General features: G+C 42.8%; 18 protein-coding genes. 1 reads left to right on the forward strand and 17 read right to left on the reverse strand.

Going from position 1 to position 18,007, the window contains the following annotated elements:
- Window positions 1-4: 4 nt before the first annotated feature.
- The 12 genes from KCTCHS21_RS22645 to KCTCHS21_RS22700 all read right to left on the reverse strand — a co-directional run bounded on the left by KCTCHS21_RS22645 (window position 5) and on the right by KCTCHS21_RS22700 (window position 12,014).
- Window positions 5-1,120 carry a D-TA family PLP-dependent enzyme gene (locus tag KCTCHS21_RS22645; protein ID WP_130613677.1) on the reverse strand — a complete coding sequence of 372 codons (1,116 nt, stop codon included), beginning with the start codon at window positions 1,118-1,120 and terminating at the stop codon, window positions 5-7.
- 20 nt (window positions 1,121-1,140) lie between these two features.
- Window positions 1,141-1,890, reverse strand: coding sequence for a creatininase family protein (locus tag KCTCHS21_RS22650; RefSeq protein WP_130613679.1), 750 nt, complete (start codon window positions 1,888-1,890; stop codon window positions 1,141-1,143).
- A 32-nt stretch (window positions 1,891-1,922) separates the two neighbouring features.
- Window positions 1,923-2,885, reverse strand: a complete 963-nt coding sequence (locus KCTCHS21_RS22655) for an ABC transporter ATP-binding protein (protein WP_130613681.1) — start codon at window positions 2,883-2,885, stop codon at window positions 1,923-1,925.
- A gap of 5 nt (window positions 2,886-2,890) precedes the next feature.
- A complete protein-coding gene (locus KCTCHS21_RS22660; protein ID WP_331871369.1) occupies window positions 2,891-3,877 on the reverse strand; it encodes an ABC transporter ATP-binding protein in 987 nt (328 codons plus the stop codon).
- Between the two features lie 36 nt (window positions 3,878-3,913).
- On the reverse strand, window positions 3,914-4,840 hold the full coding sequence (locus KCTCHS21_RS22665) for an ABC transporter permease (RefSeq protein WP_130613683.1): 927 nt from the start codon (window positions 4,838-4,840) through the stop codon (window positions 3,914-3,916).
- Window positions 4,841-4,855: 15 nt separating this feature from the next.
- Entirely contained in the window at window positions 4,856-5,785 is a 930-nt protein-coding gene (locus KCTCHS21_RS22670; protein WP_130613685.1) for an ABC transporter permease, read from the reverse strand.
- A 65-nt stretch (window positions 5,786-5,850) separates the two neighbouring features.
- Window positions 5,851-7,512: a peptide ABC transporter substrate-binding protein gene (locus KCTCHS21_RS22675; protein ID WP_130613687.1), complete on the reverse strand. Its 1,662-nt coding sequence runs from the start codon at window positions 7,510-7,512 to the stop codon at window positions 5,851-5,853.
- Between the two features lie 433 nt (window positions 7,513-7,945).
- Window positions 7,946-8,689 carry a GntR family transcriptional regulator gene (locus KCTCHS21_RS22680; protein WP_130613689.1) on the reverse strand — a complete coding sequence of 248 codons (744 nt, stop codon included), beginning with the start codon at window positions 8,687-8,689 and terminating at the stop codon, window positions 7,946-7,948.
- Window positions 8,690-9,298: 609 nt separating this feature from the next.
- On the reverse strand, window positions 9,299-9,568 hold the full coding sequence (locus KCTCHS21_RS22685) for a CD3324 family protein (protein ID WP_130613691.1): 270 nt from the start codon (window positions 9,566-9,568) through the stop codon (window positions 9,299-9,301).
- Between the two features lie 433 nt (window positions 9,569-10,001).
- Window positions 10,002-10,466: a DinB family protein gene (locus KCTCHS21_RS22690; RefSeq protein WP_130613693.1), complete on the reverse strand. Its 465-nt coding sequence runs from the start codon at window positions 10,464-10,466 to the stop codon at window positions 10,002-10,004.
- A 20-nt stretch (window positions 10,467-10,486) separates the two neighbouring features.
- Window positions 10,487-11,581: an MBL fold metallo-hydrolase gene (locus KCTCHS21_RS22695; protein ID WP_232057927.1), complete on the reverse strand. Its 1,095-nt coding sequence runs from the start codon at window positions 11,579-11,581 to the stop codon at window positions 10,487-10,489.
- Window positions 11,582-11,609: 28 nt separating this feature from the next.
- Window positions 11,610-12,014: a MerR family transcriptional regulator gene (locus KCTCHS21_RS22700; RefSeq protein WP_130613697.1), complete on the reverse strand. Its 405-nt coding sequence runs from the start codon at window positions 12,012-12,014 to the stop codon at window positions 11,610-11,612.
- A 242-nt stretch (window positions 12,015-12,256) separates the two neighbouring features.
- On the opposite strand from KCTCHS21_RS22700, the gene KCTCHS21_RS22705 reads away from it, so the two are divergent.
- The gene (locus tag KCTCHS21_RS22705; RefSeq protein WP_130613699.1) at window positions 12,257-13,066 is read left to right on the forward strand and encodes an SDR family NAD(P)-dependent oxidoreductase; all 810 of its coding nucleotides are present in this window, start codon (window positions 12,257-12,259) and stop codon (window positions 13,064-13,066) included.
- 87 nt (window positions 13,067-13,153) lie between these two features.
- Here KCTCHS21_RS22705 and KCTCHS21_RS22710 read toward each other — a convergent pair whose 3' ends face one another.
- The 5 genes from KCTCHS21_RS22710 to KCTCHS21_RS22725 are packed head-to-tail and all read right to left on the reverse strand — an operon-like array spanning window position 13,154 to window position 17,970.
- Window positions 13,154-14,470 carry an LLM class flavin-dependent oxidoreductase gene (locus tag KCTCHS21_RS22710; protein WP_130613701.1) on the reverse strand — a complete coding sequence of 439 codons (1,317 nt, stop codon included), beginning with the start codon at window positions 14,468-14,470 and terminating at the stop codon, window positions 13,154-13,156.
- Window positions 14,471-14,499: 29 nt separating this feature from the next.
- The gene (locus KCTCHS21_RS22715; RefSeq protein ID WP_157994105.1) at window positions 14,500-15,027 is read right to left on the reverse strand and encodes a GNAT family N-acetyltransferase; all 528 of its coding nucleotides are present in this window, start codon (window positions 15,025-15,027) and stop codon (window positions 14,500-14,502) included.
- 45 nt (window positions 15,028-15,072) lie between these two features.
- A complete protein-coding gene (locus KCTCHS21_RS31985; RefSeq protein WP_331871370.1) occupies window positions 15,073-16,746 on the reverse strand; it encodes an ABC transporter ATP-binding protein in 1,674 nt (557 codons plus the stop codon).
- Window positions 16,631-17,056, reverse strand: coding sequence for an ATP-binding cassette domain-containing protein (locus KCTCHS21_RS32050; RefSeq protein ID WP_179952633.1), 426 nt, complete (start codon window positions 17,054-17,056; stop codon window positions 16,631-16,633). The genes KCTCHS21_RS31985 and KCTCHS21_RS32050 overlap by 116 nt, the downstream gene beginning before the upstream one ends.
- A 20-nt stretch (window positions 17,057-17,076) precedes the next feature.
- Window positions 17,077-17,970: an ABC transporter permease gene (locus KCTCHS21_RS22725; RefSeq protein WP_130613705.1), complete on the reverse strand. Its 894-nt coding sequence runs from the start codon at window positions 17,968-17,970 to the stop codon at window positions 17,077-17,079.
- Window positions 17,971-18,007: the final 37 nt, after the last annotated feature.

Genomic DNA, 18,007 nt, shown 5'->3' on the forward strand with positions numbered 1-18,007 from the left:
CTCATTAAATCGTTATTTTCCGATCACGGGCCGTAATTTCCCACTGCGCTGTTATTTCCCCATGCTCCGCTACCCATGCATAAGGATAAAGCGCGATCGTCGGACAAATGTGCGTTGGAAACACATAGAGCAAGGTGCCGACCTCAGGCGTCAAATCCTCATCTCCAGGTTTCATTTGGAATGTCCAGTGCTCTTCGCAATGAATAACCTGCTTAGCGTCTTCCAAGCCTAGGATGATACCTCGCGAGCCCGGAGGATCGGCCGCTATACTTTTATAGCCTAAATCCAAAGTGAACAATCCCGGCGCCGCCCGGCTAATCACTCTTGTAAGGACAAGTGCCCCCGTCTCGAACTCTAGATCTTTAAACATGCTTGAGTATCCTCTATCTGTAATAAACGACGTACCCGGGGACAAAAATATATTTTCATACTCGGTGTAGCATGGAATGGACGGGGTACTACCGACAACGATTGTATGGCAATTATAATGCTGACTTAGTAATGATGACCGAATCTTGAAAATCATTGTTGCCGTTTTATCAACCTCCTTCTGACGAAGGGAGTGATCTGAAATTTTGAAATTACCGTTAAAACAGTGCAAGCCTTGCACATCAAGACCTGATATTGCAGCGCATTTGATAAACAAATCCTCCACTAATTCTAAAGAAACACCAGTTCGATCCATACCTAGATTGACATCGATCAATACACGGGTCAGAAATCCCGCATTTAACGACGCTTCAGCAAGCTTAGATAGCTGGTCATAATCGTCACCTACAGCCCAAAATCGGCTCTCGGGATACGCTTTTTGTAATTCAACAAAACGTAAAATGTTAGGCCCCACCAGGGGATAAGCGACTAAAATATGTTCTGAGCCGCATTGGGCTACCATTTCAGCTTCCGAAAGTGTGGCGCATTTGAATCTTGTAATTCCCAAGCTTTGTTGAAGCTTTACTAATGCGCTCATCTTATGCGTTTTTACATGGGGCCAAAGCCGATCAACTCCGCCTGCAAGCTCGATTGTTTTACGGGTATTTTCTTCAATAATCTCTTTGTAACATACAAGTGCAGGGGTTATGATACTGTTCGTATTGTTGAGAATGTAACCCGCTTTATCCATTCGTATTAGTCCTCCAGCTTTTAATCATCCTTATAGTCCTTAAAAAACTCAAGAAAAGCCACAACATCATTTGCCATAGCTTGAATGATTTTTTCGCCTTTCTCATGTGTGGCAAGGGTACTGTTGCCATTGATCCCCGTTGGGGTCGTCATTCTACTTGGGAAATAAACCTTGTCTATTCCATTCACCACTGTGCCTTTTAAAATTGGCATGTACTCCTCAACAGCCTTACTCATATCAACCAGCTTATCGTTAATGTAGAGCATACAGGAGGTTTCGCTCTCGTCGCCGTGTCCGCCTCTCGGTTGTTCGCATATTTCGTTCTCCACTTCTTTTCCAAGCCCCAAAACATTCGTTAACGCCACTTTTACGCCATAGTCATTGTTCATCGTTGTGCATAACAGCTTCATGGGAATCTGTGTGGAAACTCCGCCATCGAGAATCAAAAACTTTTTGACTCCAAAACGTACAAATGAGAGCAGGATGTCCTTAACGAAATCAATAACGTGTGTAGCTTGAACATTAACGCTGCCCTCGAAATCGACAAACGCAGGGAAATACGAATACGGCAGGGTCGGGAGGCAAAGCACAGGAAATCTTTCCACAATAAGCCCCGCAACCTTGTTTGTCACATGCAAATCGGTTCCCATCGGCAGATGATCGCCATGCTCTTTGCTACCGCCTCCAATTGGAAGCATAACAATAGTATCTGAATGGATTAGTTCTTTTGCTTTTGGATAAGGGATATCTGCAATATACGTACCTTTCATTAGAACGCTCAATCCTTTCTTAGTTCATAGATTCAATATAAATGGCAGGCAACAAAGTGACCTGTTTCGATTTCTTTAAGCGTTGGAATCTCGCTAGAACAAACGTCTTTGGCATATTGGCAACGGGTTCTGAACTTGCAGCCAGACGGAGGATTGACAGGGCTAGGCACTTCACCCTCAAGCCGGATGCGTTTATTTTCAGAGCCGGAAAAAATATTCGTAGCTAATATCGCAGAAAAAAGCGCTTGCGTATAAGGATGCAGCGGATTTCGGTAGATGTCATTCGTTCCAGAAAGCTCTACAATGGAGCCCAAATACATTACGCCGATTCTATCTGAGATATGACGAACCATAGAAAGATCATGCGATATAAATAGATAGGTCAGCTTTAGCTCGCGTTGAAGGCTGATCAACAAATTAATGATCTGTGCCTGAATGGAAACGTCCAGCGCAGCAATCGGCTCGTCACATACAATGAATTGCGGGTCAAGAGCAAGCGCTCTTGCAATGCCGACACGTTGGCGTTGGCCGCCCGACAATTCATGGGGAAAGCGTGAAACAAAATCTGAACGAAGTCCCACCTTATTGAGCAAATCGAGTACCCGTTCGTGCTTTTGAGCGGCGCTCATGCTAAAGTGCTCATGAATCCCTTCTTGAATGATCGAGCTAATCGTCATTCGTGGGTCAAGACAGGAATACGGATCTTGAAAAATCATCTGTGCTTGCTTGCTGAACACTTTCTTTTGTTTCTTGGAAAAAGTGGAGGTTTCCAAACCGTCGTAAATAATATTGCCGGAGGTTTTTGGATAAACTCCCAGAATGGTTCTGCCGCAAGTGGTTTTGCCGCAGCCGGACTCTCCTACAAGACTAAAGGTTTCACCACGCATAATATCAAACGATACATTGTCGACAGCCTTTACAACAGCGCCTTTTTTCGCGTGATAATATTTTGTTAGTTCCTTAACAGAAAGCAAGGGGTTCTCTTGATCAGACATCTTTTTCATCCCCCGTCTAATTTCGGCATATCCACCTTCGGAGCCAGCTCGTGTGTCAGCCAGCAGGATACACCATGCGTTTGCGATAAATAGGTTTCTTCTGGAAGACGCTTTTTACAAATAGGCATACAATATTCGCACCGCGCGGAGAATGGGCATCCGCTGAGCGGCAACGACAAATCGGGTGGTGTTCCTTTGATGGAATACAACTCGCTTTTTCGTTGAAGCGCCCTTGCCGGAATCGAGTTCAACAGCGCCCAAGTATAAGGATGCTTAGGCTGCTGAAAGATTTCATTTTTAAGACCCCGTTCGATAATATGACCAGCATACATAACCTGAATTCGATCAGCGAAATCTGCGACAACTCCAAAATCGTGTGTAACAAGAATGACAGACATCCCGACACTCTTCTGCAGCTCGCGCAAAAGATCCAACATCTGAGCCTGCACCGTAACATCAAGAGCAGTCGTTGGTTCATCGGCAATCAGGAGCTTAGGTTTGCATGCTATCGCCATCGCAATCATGACACGCTGTCTCATTCCTCCGGAAAGCTGATGTGGAAAGTTATTCACTCGCTCTTCAACATCCGGTATACCGACCATTTTCAAAAGTTCCTTGGCCCGCAGCATGGCTTCGGCTCTGCCCGCCTTTTTGTGAATGAACATCGACTCGGCTATTTGCTTACCGATTGTTATCGTTGGATTCAATGAAGTCATGGAATCCTGAAAAATCATACTGATGCTGTTCCCGCGAATCTGGTTGAGCTCCTTCTTGCTCATCGTAATTAGATTCTGATCTTCAAAAATGATTTGCGAATCGTCCTTTACAACGCCGCCATCGCGAGAATGAAGCCTGAGGATTGATTTCGTAGTAACTGTTTTTCCGCAACCGGATTCTCCAACAATTGCTAGAGTCTCTCTTTCTCCAACATCAAAGCTAACATTTCGAACCGCCTTTAATTCGCCTGACGCAGTCTGAAATGAAATACTCAAGTTTTTTACGGACAAAAGCACACCCATTGCATTCATTTACCTCCAAAGCTTGGGATCAAGCGCATCTCGAAGCCCGTCGCCAATCAGTGTAAAACACAACATGGTTAAGGCAATAAACAATGTCGGGAAAAAGATTTGATAAGGATAAAACATGATTGAACCCGAAGCTGCGGAAGCAAGCGCACCCCAGCTTGTAGCAGGCGATTGTACACCTAGCCCCACATAGCTTAGGAATGCTTCCCCGAAAATAAATCCAGGTATGCGAAATGTAATATGAACAATAATGACACTTATAGAATTAGGAATCAGGTGCTTTACAACGATTTTCAAAGGTGGAACACTCATAATTTTCGCCGCCATGACATACTCGCTGCGGCTTAACTGGAGCATTTGCGAACGTACTAATTGGGCCGTGGAGCACCAGCCTGTAATAGTCATCGCGAATAGCAGAACCGGAATGCTTTTGCTGCTCAGCACAATAGAAATCATAATAACAACCAGAAGATGCGGCACACTCTTCAGAACTTCAACCATTCGCATCATAATCATATCGATTGTACCGCCGAAATAAGCAGCCATACCGCCATATAAGCAACCAACTACTGTCACGATTAGCGCTCCCAATATGCCAATAACAATCGAGACCCGCCCGCCAATGCTTACACGCGTAAATAAATCACGCCCCAGTTGATCTGTCCCAAACCAGTTAGTCAAGCTTGGCCATTTGTTCTTAAACAAAATGTTCGTGTCTTCCATCTTGTATCCGCTTATATAGGGGCCGATAATCGTCATCAATATGATAACTAGGAGCACGAACGAAGCCGTGACCGCAACCCGATTTTGTTTCAACCGAGTCCATCCACTTTGCCAGTAATTAACGGGACGTCTAGCTAAGCTTTCGCCATTTTCACGATCATATCCGATAATTCGAAAATCTTCTTGAAGCAATTGTTCATTTGACATAGGGTCTAGCCTTTCCTATATATTTTTCTCAAATCTGATTCTTGGGTCGACGATAGAGATGACAATATCAGTCAACAGCACGGTTATGATATAGATACCTGTAAATACCACATTCAAGCCTAATACCATGGAATAATCTCTGTCATTGATTGCGCTAATGAAGTAACTGCCAAGCCCCGGTATGGCAAAGATCGTCTCAACAATAAAGGATCCCGCGAAAATTCCGGATACGCTCGTACCAAGCATAGTTAAGCAGGGAATCAATGAATTTCTAAGAACATGATGCGTAACGATGCGAAAATCACTAACCCCTTTTGCTTGCGCTGTCAATATGTAGTCCTGGTTAGTGACATCCAGAACACTTGAACGCATATATCGAGCATAGCTTGCGATAGGATCGGCACACATACATATCACTGGCAAAACCATGTACTCAATACCTCCCCAGCCTGTTGTGGGGAAAATGGGCCAAACGACTGTCAATACATATTGAAGCAGAGTTGCAGCTACAAATACTGGAAGGGTTGTGCCGGCTAATGCTAGTATCATGATCGTCCTGTCAGACCACCGATTCAGTTTGAGCGCCGCAATAACGCCCAAGATTATGCCGACAACAAAACCGATTGCCAGTGCTATACCGCCAACTGCAGCGGATATTGGCGCGTATGTCGTGATGATATGTGAAACGGTTCTCCCTGGATAACGCAGAGACTGCCCCAAATCTCCGACAACCAACTGCTTCATATATTTAATGTATTGAACATATAGCGGCTGATCGAAGCCGTATACTTTCAAATATACGCCTCTTGTCTCTTCAGGCAGATCCTGGACCATCGCCTGTATCGGATCTCCCGGAATCATATGAATTAGAAAAAACGTGATCGTAATCACGACAAATGTGACAATCAGCATGTAACCAATTCTTTTTATGGAATAACTTAGCATTCTATCGCCTCTTCGTGAGTTGCGAAAACTGGCAGATGTCTGTCAGTTTTCGCACTATCACTCCATTATCTTCCTTCGGTATAAATATTTTTTAGGCCGGTGTCATCAAAAGGACTGTTAGGAATCCCTTTAATGTACTTGTATGAATAAACTAGTTCACTCGAATATTCAATCGGCGCTACTACGGATTCACTGATGATAAGTGCTTCAGCTTTGGCATATAGTGCAAGTCTTTCTTTATCGTCAACCGTCTGGGAAGCCTTGGAGACATAGTCATCATAATCGGAGTTCTTCCAGCCTGTTACTCCCCCTCCAACCCAACGGGACAACACAAACTTAGGTTCTGGATCAGCTCCCCATGAAACAATACCAGCCTGGTATTTCCCTTGATCGAGCGTTGCAAAGTGGGTTGCGCTGTCATTGAAGGCTAGCTTGATTTTCAGACCGAGCGCTTTATTCCACAATTCTTGATAAAATTCGCCTTTAGTCTTGGACGTTGAATCCGTTCCGCCCAAGTTCACAGTAACCGTATGTGTCGACGGGTCTGTGTTAAGTCCCAATTCCTGCAATCCTTTAATGAGCAATGCCTTGGGATCGCTGTTTTCCTTCGAAATAGCAAGAAGCGGTTCCTCGATATCACTACGGAAGTTGTATTGGCCGACTGAAGTTGCCGGTGCGATTAGGCCATAGGCAGGTTTAGTGAGCCCATTGTTCAAATCAGCAGCAATCGTTTCTCTATTCAGTGCGAGCGAAAAGGCAAGCCTCACATTTTTATTTTTAAATAATGCGTCATTAAGGTTAAAGTTGATGACGGCTGTTCTTGCAGGTGCCTTTTGAACACTTGTCAGTTTTGTATTTTTATTAAATTTCGCAATATAGTCTGCATTGGACACCGTTAAATAATCCAATGAACCATTTTCAAACGAAGCATACTGGGCAGAAGGCTCCGGAATAATTTTGAAGCTGAATTTTTGTAGCTTGACGTTATCGGCATCCCAGTACTTGCTGTTCTTCTCAAAATTCAGTTCGCTATTATGCACCCATGAAGTAAGAGTAAAAGGACCGCAAGCAATGACTGTTTCGGCTTCTGTGCCTAACTTATCGCCGTATTTCTTTATGTAGTCTTCTCTCTGAGGGAAAATTTGCGTGGTCAAAACCGACGCATCCGGATTACCAAGCTCAAGCACAAGGGTTAAATCATCCTTCACTTGTACGCCGAGGCTGCTGACGTCCAGCTCCCCATTGTAAACCTGCTCGTAATTCTTAATGAAGAAATAATCTGAAGCAAACGAAAACGCATTTTGAGGTGTCGCCTGCTGTGCAATGGCATAGGCATAATCCTGCGCTCTAACCTTCACTCCATCGCTCCAATAGTTTTCACGTAAATGAAACGTATATGTTTTTCCATCCTCGGACACTTCCCAGCTCTCTGCACCAGCTGCGGTTGCTTTACCTTCTTGCACTCTTGTCAGCGGCTCAAGAACGTTATAGAAAACCTTTCTGTCGTTAAGCCCTTTGAACTTGCTAGTATTCAATACAGAAGGCTCACCGCTGATCACATTAATATAAGAATTCTCATCTGAACCTGCCACACTTGCCGCTGGACTGGCCGTACTTGCCTCTGGACTTGCTGTTTGCGCATTTGGACTTTCTGTCTTGGTCGCGCATCCCGTAATTAAAGTTAACGACAAGGTTGCAGCAAGTATACCTGATATGATTTTCTTCATTTGCTTGGCTCCTCTTTACATTATGATTTGACAATCCGTATAACAATCCACACCGCGCAGCTTCTGCCATCTCCGACCATTTCAGTCTAGAATGACGTCGCTGCGATGAACGTCGACGATCTGCCGACTCCTTGCACCTCCTTAGATAAGTCCGCAGCGCTAGACTTTTCGTATAACATGAGCTAGTCATTTTTAATTCCTACTAAACACATGTAATTAATGAATAATAATGTTATCTAATATAATATTATATAATATAAAAGTCAATAGACTACCGAGGGCTAAAATAATAGATTGTTGCAGAATGGATATTCCACGGCATTAATCGTAGAAATCAATGCAAAAAACCACCTACCTAAGCAGGTGGTGGTTTACGCTAATTTGTATTTTTAAAAATCAAACATAACGACAACTATGGCGCAAGCTGTGGAGACTACAGCGCACTTAGATCAAGTTCAACAATAAATTCATATTGAGTGTACTCAAAATTAAGCTCCATAAACTCAATCAATTTTTTATTTGAACAATAGGATTCTCTTTGAATATAAAGCAAAGGAGTGCCTTGCTTTAGGTTCATTTCCGAGGCTAAAAACTTATCTGCCTTCGATGCTCTAATTCGTTGAATTCCTTTTCCTAAAGAAATTCCAAGTTTATCTTGATAAAGTCGATAAATGGTACTGCTTTCAATATCATTTTTGGAAAAATGCCGACCATATTCTAATGGAACATAGAGTCTTGCAAAACCAACGACAGTATTTTCAACCAAATGAACCCTATTTATATAATAACATCTTTCTCCTAGAGCCGATTTGACCGATTGTTCAAAATGTGAGGGTGTATCAATTTCGCTAATTGATTTTACCAAAACAGTAGAGGCTATATTGGCCTCCAGCATGATATTCGAAACACCCGTCAGTCGGTTAAGCTTATCTTTAATGACTAATTTTTGAACAAACGTCCCTTTGCCCTGCTTTATTATTACTAAACCCTCATCAGCTAGCTTCTGAATGGCAGCTCTAACAGTAATAATACTCACATCGAAGCGCTCAGCAATCTCTGAGTGTTTGCCAATACATCCAAAATCCCCGTATTTTCTCTGAAAAATCTCATCCCTTATAATTTGAGCAATCTGCTCATACATAGGAACAGATGATTTTCTATCAATAATTTGTATCACCACTTTTATATTTTCTCACGCTGAATGAGAGTACTCTCAATTTCCAAACAAGCAAATAGAATATAACATTATAAAATATCATGCATATTCATATATAACATGGTCATTAGTATATGTCAATTACTATATATGTCGACCCCAAATATGAAATTTTTAACAATAAAATCGAAAGCAGCTTTCTTATTTTTAAGTATAAAGGGCTGATGCCGTCCTTTCACGGCGTTCAACGTTTATGTCGGAGGTTATTCAGAAATGGATTGCGTAACATATAACAAATGGCTTACGAATTCAGTAACTCTTATTTGATTAAAATCTAATTGTTTTATATTTTAACGAACTCCACACACCTTATCCAGTAAAAGTAGCGCCTTTCCTCCTATATTTTCCTCAATAGCGCCACTGGAGTTCGTAAGAACAAATAAGTAGTCCATTTATCGGTAATAAGCACGATACGGTTCGTTAGCTAGGATACATATTTCCCTCTTGCATGTACGAAGCCATAAGCGAGATCGTATTCGGTATGCGGAATTTACTTCCTTCTCAACCACCGGTCGATGAAATTTTACAAAAAAGCACTGATGAGAAACTCTCACCAGTGCCGCTTTATCCTTATTCCTTATGTGAATAAACAATTCTCTTAATGGTTTCTACGGAGAGGAAATATTCCTTGGCAAGCTGCTCGATACTGCTATTGCTCATAAAAGCATTTCTAATAGCGGCATTTCGCTGATCCAGCAGCTGTCTTCCACCACTTAAGCTTCCCCAGTTCTTATATTCCTTTTCTTGCTTAGGAATGTAAAGAGCCTCACCCTGAACATATTTCTGAATTTCCATAATTAACTCTTCAGGTAATATCTTTGTCGCGTTTATATATTTCAACTTCGCCCGCTCCCTTATTTGATAATTAAAAATAAGGTGCAAAGCCAAAGTATTAGAAAAGCTTATTAAGCGCTATAAAATGTTTAGCCCCACGCAAAGTAACGCTTTTCCAATAACAGGCTTTGCATGAGTTGAAGAAGTACCAGACAATCTTATGAGACTCTCCATCAGTAAGCACCCCCTTTTCCTAATGATTATAACACAACTCCCGATTTTGAGTTTATTAGAGCGCCTTGTCCAATTCTACCCTTGTTGCTGAAAAATAGTGACATGTTAACTGTACAACTTGGAGTACACTCCAAGTCAAGCCGCCAGAGCTACAAGCTGTAAACGCAAAAAACCTGATAAGATGTACCATTCCATAGGAAACGGTAGATCTTATCAGGCATAGTATTTGCATAACATTGTTATTTTTTGTATGAGCTTATCATTTCTACAAAACGGCTTCAACTTGTTTCTTGTGATGATTATCATGTCTTGTCATTTCGATTATAAAATCTTTCAATACAAAAGGATTCGCATTTGTATCCTTATATACATTTGTGAAACCTTCTTCAGGTATCATCTGTAGATCTTCCAAAACAACTCTTCTTGAAGATATTAATTCGCTAACGATTTCATCCTTAGATTTGCTTAAAGCCCATCTCCCTGCTTCGCGATTGAATTCTTCAATATCAGTATCCTCTGATAATCCTAACGTTTTATTTTGCAAAATAGGGCTAGTAACTTCTTCATGTATATACTTGTCCCACAATAAAAGATGACCGAGCACCTCTTTTACCGTCCACTTATCTTGACCAAGCGGTGTTAGCCATGTTGTTTCTTCATATTGATTAAGATTTTTTGCAAAATTGATCCACTCGCCATACCCTAAAATAATCTCATTTTTCGTACTCATTTCAAACCTCCTATGTTAAATTACTTCCACCAGCTTGAGGTAGGATATTCCTTTGCTCCAACAATAAATGTTTCCCCAATTCTAGGTGTCGATATTTCTGTTCCTAGCTCATGAGCAGCTTTTGTCACTCGCTCGATGGGGTCCGTCCAGCTATGCAAAGCTAACGTAAACGCTCCCCAGTGAATAGGTATCATAAGCTTCCCCTGAACATCGGCATTGGCTTGTACCGTTTCCTCCGGCATCATGTGAATACCCGACCAATTTTCATTGTATTGACCACTTTCCATTAATGTAACATCGAATGGTCCATACTTATTACCGATCTCTTTGAAATGAGGCCCATAACCGCTATCACCATTGAAATATATTTTGGCTTTTTCGCTAACAATGACCCAAGAGCTCCACAAAGTAGTCCCTCCACGACCAAGACTTCGTCCCGAAAAATGTCGTGCTGGTGTACTAGCTATCGTAAGCCCTTGATAATTAACTTCGTCCCACCAATCTAACTCAACAATATTTTCCGGCTTCACACCCCATCGAACCAAATGCCCTGCAACACCTAATGGAACGATAAACTTATCCACTTTGCCTCTCAGCTTGCGAATCGTTTTATAATCAAGATGATCGTAATGATCATGAGATATAATTACAGCATCAATTTTCGGTAAATCTTCAACTTCTGCTGGAAGGTTCTTACTATAGCGTTTTGGACCAAACTTAGGGACAGGCGAGGCATATTTGCTAAATACGGGATCTATCAGTATTTTCACTTCATTTACTTTAACTAATAAGGTGGAATGTCCAAACCATATGATTTGATCTGCACTATTTTCAGTAAATAATTTAGAATCAAAAGGATCTATTGGAATTTGACTTTGAGGTCTAGCCTGTGGATGCCCCTTAATCTGTTTCCCGAGGAGCTTTACAGTGTCCTTAACACTTAAATCCATTGATGTTGGGATTTGATTACGGAACTTTCCATCAACAAAATTAGGGGATGCTTTAATTCTCTGCCAGCTTTCCTTCGAGCTTTTCCCACCTAACGGAGGATAATAATTTAACACCAATAAAGCACCTACAATAATGATAACAACGGCTACGATTAAGTATCCCAACTTGGCTCTCCTCCCTGCTTTAAACCTTTTAACAGTTATCCCCCTGGTATATTCCATTCGGCGAAGTTATCCTTTCCTGCTCTATATGGTCATAAATATTTAGCTTATGCAAAATAGCCTCAAAGGCTTTATTCAATTCTGTTTGCTTTCTGTGTAGTTCTTTTTGGTGCTCTTTTAAAATCTTTTTCCTTTCGGGTATCGTTTCTTCCCCTTGTAATGACAGTTCTACAATTTTTTTCAGATCTACGAGCTTCATTCCTGTAGCACGAAAGCAAGTGATTAACTTAATCCAATCTAAATCGGTTTGTGTAAAATATCGTTTCCCACTTTGATCACGCTGTATTAATGGAAGGAGACCTTCCTTCTCATAATAACGAATAGTGGAAGCTGGGCATGCCAATATTTCCGAGGCTTCACCAATAGATAACTTCAATTGCTGCACTCCTCACAAATCATTTAATTGCTGTTGCTAGTTAAACATCTTACCACTTAAAGTGCACTTTAAGTCAATCGCTAATTTCTATAAGCCATAAATTAGCAGCAGGCGAATCCGCAGAGGAATTTTATTCAGTGATAGTTCATCATAAAAATACCATTTGACTTAAAGGCGACTTTAAGTAGTAGCATTGGCATTGCATTTAAGAAATACACTCACAAACATCAGGAGGTACTAAAATGAGTAAAACTGTCCTAATAACAGGTACGTCAACAGGGTTCGGTAAAGAATTAGCGCTTCAGTTCGCTAAGCGTGAATGGAATGTTGTGGCTACTATGCGAAATACAACGAAGGCCGATCCTGAATTAATAAAATATAGCAATGTTAACGTTGTAGCGCTGGATATTACGAATCCTGAAATGGTTACGCAGGTTATCGAAGACGCAACCACTCAATATGGTCGCATTGATGTTCTAATTAACAATGCTGGTTACTGTCAAATGGGAACCTTCGAAGAAGTTTCACTGGCTCAAGTTCGTGAACAGTATGAAACGAATGTTTTTGGCGTAGTCAGCGTCATTCAAGCCGTTCTCCCTCAAATGAGGCAGCATCGCGCGGGACATATTATCAACATTTCTTCCATGGGAGGCGTACAAAGCTTACCGACCATCCCTATCTACTGCAGCTCCAAAGCAGCTCTTGAAAACATGAGCGACGGCTTGGCATCTGAAGTGAAAGCACTCGGAATCGACATCACGCTTGTTGAACCGGCAGGGTTTAAAACAGGCTTCCAAGCGAATACTTTAGAGATTACAAGCAAGATCCCAGATTATCAGGCTAGCTATGACTGGTGGAATGGACTTGCTGAAAATGCTCCTTACGGAAACTTGGAAAGAGCAATGTCAGCTGTTGCCGATATCGCTGGTACAGAAAACCCTCCAAGAAGACTGGCTTTGGGCAGCATGGGTTTAGTTATGGCCCGGACACAGTTGAATTCCATGCTCGAAGAATATGAGAAGTGGGAGCATATCACTGCCAGCGCAGATTAACATACGAAACGAGCCTCTAAAAGCGATTCTAGAGGCTCGTTTTTCTTTGAATATTCAAGTGTTCTTGTTCTTAAGCAACTGTTTGTGTCACGCATTTAATGTTGCTGAATAACGATTTACCGGGACTTTTATTCCAAGATTCCCTCTAAGTGTAGAGCTCTCATATTCCTTGCGGAATATACCACGTTCCTGCAGGATGGGAACGACTCCATCCAAGAAATCCTCTAGTCCAAACGGTCCGAACTGTACTAACATAAATCCGTCCGCCGCCCCTGCTTCAAACCATTGTTGCATCAGATCTGCGACCTGTTCAGCTGTGCCCATGAACGGACTTCGTGGTGTAGTCGCTTCTAGAGCAAGCTGGCGAAGTGTCTTCCCGCTTTTTAAATCTGCTGTGAAATTTTTGAATGTCCCTTGTTGGTCTGGTATCAGATCAATCAAATTCAACGCTGGTTCATCCAGTGGATACTGCGTTAGATCATGGTGGTTAAAGAAGCGACTTGTATATTTTAGAGCATGCTCTATCGTTACTAAATTCGCAATAGCCTGATACTTTTGCTCAGCCTCTTCAGCGGTTTTCCCCACCACTGGAGATATGTTAGGGAATACAAGAATATCATCAGCTGATCTACCAAAAGAAACTGCCCTTCTTCGCAGATCCTCCCTGAACGCTACTCCCTCTTCTAATGTCTGTGGAATGGCGTAGATTGCATCCGCTACTTGTGCCGCAAAGTTTCGACCGGTTTCAGACAGTCCAGCTTGAAAAATAACGGGCTGCCCTTGAGGAGAACGATCAATGTTTAGCGGACCTTTAACTGAAAAATACTCCCCTTTGTGATTAAGCGTGTGCATCTTAGCAGGATCAAAGAACACACCGGTTTCCTTATTCCGCACAAAAGCATCGTCTTCCCACGAATCCCATAATCCTTTAATTACTTCCAAATATTCTGTTGCCATTTTATATTTCGCATCATGCTCAATACTTTTGCCATTATAATTATTTGCAGCTTCATCAAGCAGTCCTGATGTGACTACATTCCATCCAGCCCGTCCATTACTAATTTTATCAAGCGTTGCGAATTGACGCGCTACCGTAAACGGTTCACTGTATGTGGAGGATAATGTACCTACAAGGCCAATATTAGAAGTTACTGCCGCTAGAGCACTCAATAAAGAGATCGGTTCAAACCGATTTAAAAAATGCGGCATAGACTGCTCTGAAATATATAAACCATCAGCAATGAAAATAACATCGAGCAGCGAAGCTTCGGCCTTCTGTGCCCACTTCTTATAAAGCTCGAAATCCACGCTAGCATCAGCCTTAGAATCTGGATGCCTCCATTCAGACATACTTCCTCCGGCTCCGCGTAGATTGACGGCAAGTTTAAGCTTTCTACGACTCATCTTATACTCCTCCTCATACGAAATCTTACTTACAAATCAAGTCGGTATCCTTCAATTGAATAAACACCTTGATTAATATCTTGATCGCTTGAGCGTGTGAAGCCCAGCTGTTCATACAGCCTAACAGCCGATGCATTGCTTTCTGCAGAAGTATGCAGATACAGACTGCTAGCTCCAGCTTTTATTGCTCGCTTTGCACTTTCTTGGATAAGCTGTGTCGCAATTCCTTTCCCCTGCCACTCCGGTAATACAGCCAATCTTCGCAATATTGGTGTTGCAATAGCCTGTTTATAGCCATCGTAGGCACTATCTGCGGAATGAAATATTTCTGCTGTTCCAACAATTTGACCTTCCAGCTCAGCAACAATGCGCTCCTGCGGACCAGGCTCTGCGTAAGAAAGCAGAGATTGCTTAAGCAATTCACTAATATCAGGGTGCAACAAGGAATACTTCTCCCAAGCATCCTGCAGTACTTGAATGACTGAATCGTAGTCCTCAGTAATTGCATCTCGAATTTGGATATTATTCTTTTTTACTGGATAATCTGCTACGCTCATTAACATCTCTCCTCCAGATTCGGAACATTATTTACACTCTTTTTACTACACTCTAGGATGATGACATGCCACACTATGTTGAGTGCCAATATTCCGCCAAGCAGGTGCTTCTGCTCTACATTTCTCAGAGGCAGCTGGGCATCTCGGGTGAAATGGGCAGCCAGAAGCTCGATTTGCTTGAGATGGGATTTCTCCATTTAACGGCATGTACTCTTTTTTTCTAGAAGGATCAGGAATGGGAATAGCCGACATTAGCGCATGCGTATAAGGATGTGCTGGAGAAGCAAACAGCACTTCTGTTGGGGCAAGCTCTACAAGATTCCCCAAATACATCACTCCAACCCTATCCGACAAATGCCGGACAACATGCAGACCATGGGCAATAAACAAATAAGTAAGCCCAAGTCTACGCTGCAGGTCTTGGAGTAAATTAATGATTTGAGCCTGTACGGATACATCCAAGGCAGACACCGCCTCGTCCAGCACAATGAATTTCGGATCTAATGCAATGGCGCGGGCGATGCCGATACGTTGACGCTGCCCTCCGGAAAATTCATGTGGGTATCGATTGGCCCAAGAAGGATCCAGCCCTACTAGACTCATAAGCGCTTCGACCTTCTCTCTCCGCTTTTTAGCAGATAAAGAGAGATGAACACGTAGAGGCTCTCCTATTATATCTACCACTTTCCATCGCGAATTGACTGAGCTCTGCGGATCTTGAAACACCATTTGCATTTCACGACGCAAGCTCCTTATTTCCTGTGGCTTTGCCTTGACGAGGTCGAGTTCTCCCCATTTTATTTGACCTGACGTGGCTTTCTCCAATTGAAGAAGCACGCGCCCAAGTGTAGATTTACCGCTACCGGACTCCCCAACTAGACCAATCGTTTCCCCTTTATATATTTGCAGGGAAACCCCATCAATTGCGCGAACTGAACGCTTGCTCCTTGAAAGAAATCCATTATTCATTGAAAAATGCTTCGTTACATTTATCGCTTCTATTAGCACTTCAGGTTTATCATCAATTTGATTCAAGTATTCAGTTGCTTCCTTACTAGACTCATTAAGTTGTTGCTCAATGACAAGCGGAAGCTCTGCCATCTGATCAGCGTGCCAACATGCAACTGTCCCCGTGTCTGTGCTGACAGTAGGCGGTTCTTCAGACCGGCACCGATCTGTAGCAAACTCGCACCTCGGATGAAACCTGCAGCCTTTGGGCAAATCAGCTAGACTCGGTATTGCACCTGGAATGTGATACAACGGCTTATTACGATCGCTTTCTAATGTAGTAATGGACTGCAGCAAGCCACGTGTATACGGATGTAGCGGCTTTGTGTATAACGATCCAACATCCGATACCTCAACAACTTTACCGGCATACATTACCGCTATCCGATCAGCCATCTCCGCTGCGACACCCAAATCATGTGTAATGAGTAAAATGGACATGTTGAACTCCACCTTCAGCTCACGCAGAAGCTGAAGAATCTGAGCTTGAATCGTCACATCAAGCGCTGTCGTCGGCTCATCAGCAATTAGCAATTCTGGGCCGCAAGCTAAGGCCATAGCAATCATCACACGCTGCCGCATCCCTCCCGACAGCTCATGCGGATGCTGCTTCATCCGTAGCGCTGCATCCGAGATCCCTACTCTCTCTAGCAGCTTGATTGATCGGTTCCAAGCTTCCTCCCGCTTCCCAAGTCCATGATGAATCAGCAAGCGCCGTCATGGGCTCTTGAAAGATCATCGCTATTTTTTTGCCGCGTAGCTTTCGAAGTTCACCACGACTAAGCTCTGCCAGGTTGAGCCCATTCAGGCTGACCGATCCTTTAGTGATATGCCCATTATCGTATTCAATGAGTCGCATCACCGACAGAGAGGTAATCGTTTTCCCGCTTCCTGACTCTCCTACTAGACAAAGGGTCTCTCCAGGGGCAATAGTCAGATTTACATCATTCACCGTATTTCGTGATCCTTGAGGCGTCATGAAATCGACAGATAGCTGTTTAATATCCAACACATTGTTCATCTGATATCCCCTCCATTCGTTCAGCCTTTTCGAGGGCCAACTGCTGCTTGTAGCTCGTCCCCAAGAAGATTTATCGATACAACTAATAATGTAATGGCAAGACCAGGAAAGGTTGCAATCCACCAAGCAACAGAAATATAGCTTCTTCCCTGTGAAAGCAAGCCACCCCAATCGGGAATTTCATTTATACTGCCCAGCCCTAGAAAGCTCAGACCAGAGCCCATTAAGATGGCGCTACCTACGCCCATCGTCCCCATAATAAGCAAAGAGGAAAACGCGTGGGGCGCAATATGACGAAATAAGATACTGAAATGTGAAGTTCCATTAGCTCTCGCAGCTTCGATGAACGGGCGACTCTTAATCGCAAGCACTTGTCCTCGTATTACGCGAGCAAATCCTGGTATGCCTGACACACTGACGGCTATAATCAAATTGAACTTGCTTGGTCCCAGTACAGCTGAGATCGTAAGTGCCAAAAGAATACCCGGTATCGTCATCAGCGTATCAATTAATCGCATTAGAATGGAATCAATCATACGGCCCGCATATCCAGCAACTGCACCAATTATCGCACCAACACTACCGCCTAATAGGACGGCCGAAATTCCGATTAAAAGGGCGTCCCTACTGCCAAATACGATTAAGCTGAAAATATCCCGACCGAAATAATCCGTCCCGAGCCAATAGCTGCCACTAGGCTCCTTAAGAATGACGGTTGTATTCATTTCGGTCGGAGAATAGGGTGCAATCCATTCTGGCGCAATTGCAAACAATATGAGACACGCAATAAGAAGTCCCGATCCAACAATCATTATGCGTGTGAATAGACTTCTTTTACCGTTTACCAAGCTAACATTTTTGCGCTTTCTACCACGCCATATGGATGGGACTGCAGGTGATTTGATTTGTGTCATTGTATGCCTCCGTAATAGCAGACCACATAAAGGTCCC

Source organism: Cohnella abietis (assembly GCF_004295585.1).
Taxonomy (GTDB): domain Bacteria; phylum Bacillota; class Bacilli; order Paenibacillales; family Paenibacillaceae; genus Cohnella; species Cohnella abietis.

Coding starts and splice junctions, on each gene's coding strand:
- KCTCHS21_RS22645 (WP_130613677.1), bottom strand. CDS start 1,120: ATGGATAAAGCGGGTTACATTCTCAACAATACGAACAGTATCATAACC.
- KCTCHS21_RS22650 (WP_130613679.1), bottom strand. CDS start 1,890: ATGAAAGGTACGTATATTGCAGATATCCCTTATCCAAAAGCAAAAGAA.
- KCTCHS21_RS22655 (WP_130613681.1), bottom strand. CDS start 2,885: ATGTCTGATCAAGAGAACCCCTTGCTTTCTGTTAAGGAACTAACAAAA.
- KCTCHS21_RS22665 (WP_130613683.1), bottom strand. CDS start 4,840: ATGTCAAATGAACAATTGCTTCAAGAAGATTTTCGAATTATCGGATAT.
- KCTCHS21_RS22670 (WP_130613685.1), bottom strand. CDS start 5,785: ATGCTAAGTTATTCCATAAAAAGAATTGGTTACATGCTGATTGTCACA.
- KCTCHS21_RS22675 (WP_130613687.1), bottom strand. CDS start 7,512: ATGAAGAAAATCATATCAGGTATACTTGCTGCAACCTTGTCGTTAACT.
- KCTCHS21_RS22690 (WP_130613693.1), bottom strand. CDS start 10,466: ATGAGTACGAAAAATGAGATTATTTTAGGGTATGGCGAGTGGATCAAT.
- KCTCHS21_RS22705 (WP_130613699.1), top strand. CDS start 12,257: ATGAGTAAAACTGTCCTAATAACAGGTACGTCAACAGGGTTCGGTAAA.
- KCTCHS21_RS22710 (WP_130613701.1), bottom strand. CDS start 14,470: ATGAGTCGTAGAAAGCTTAAACTTGCCGTCAATCTACGCGGAGCCGGA.
- KCTCHS21_RS22715 (WP_157994105.1), bottom strand. CDS start 15,027: ATGAGCGTAGCAGATTATCCAGTAAAAAAGAATAATATCCAAATTCGA.
- KCTCHS21_RS32050 (WP_179952633.1), bottom strand. CDS start 17,056: ATGAACAATGTGTTGGATATTAAACAGCTATCTGTCGATTTCATGACG.
- KCTCHS21_RS22725 (WP_130613705.1), bottom strand. CDS start 17,970: ATGACACAAATCAAATCACCTGCAGTCCCATCCATATGGCGTGGTAGA.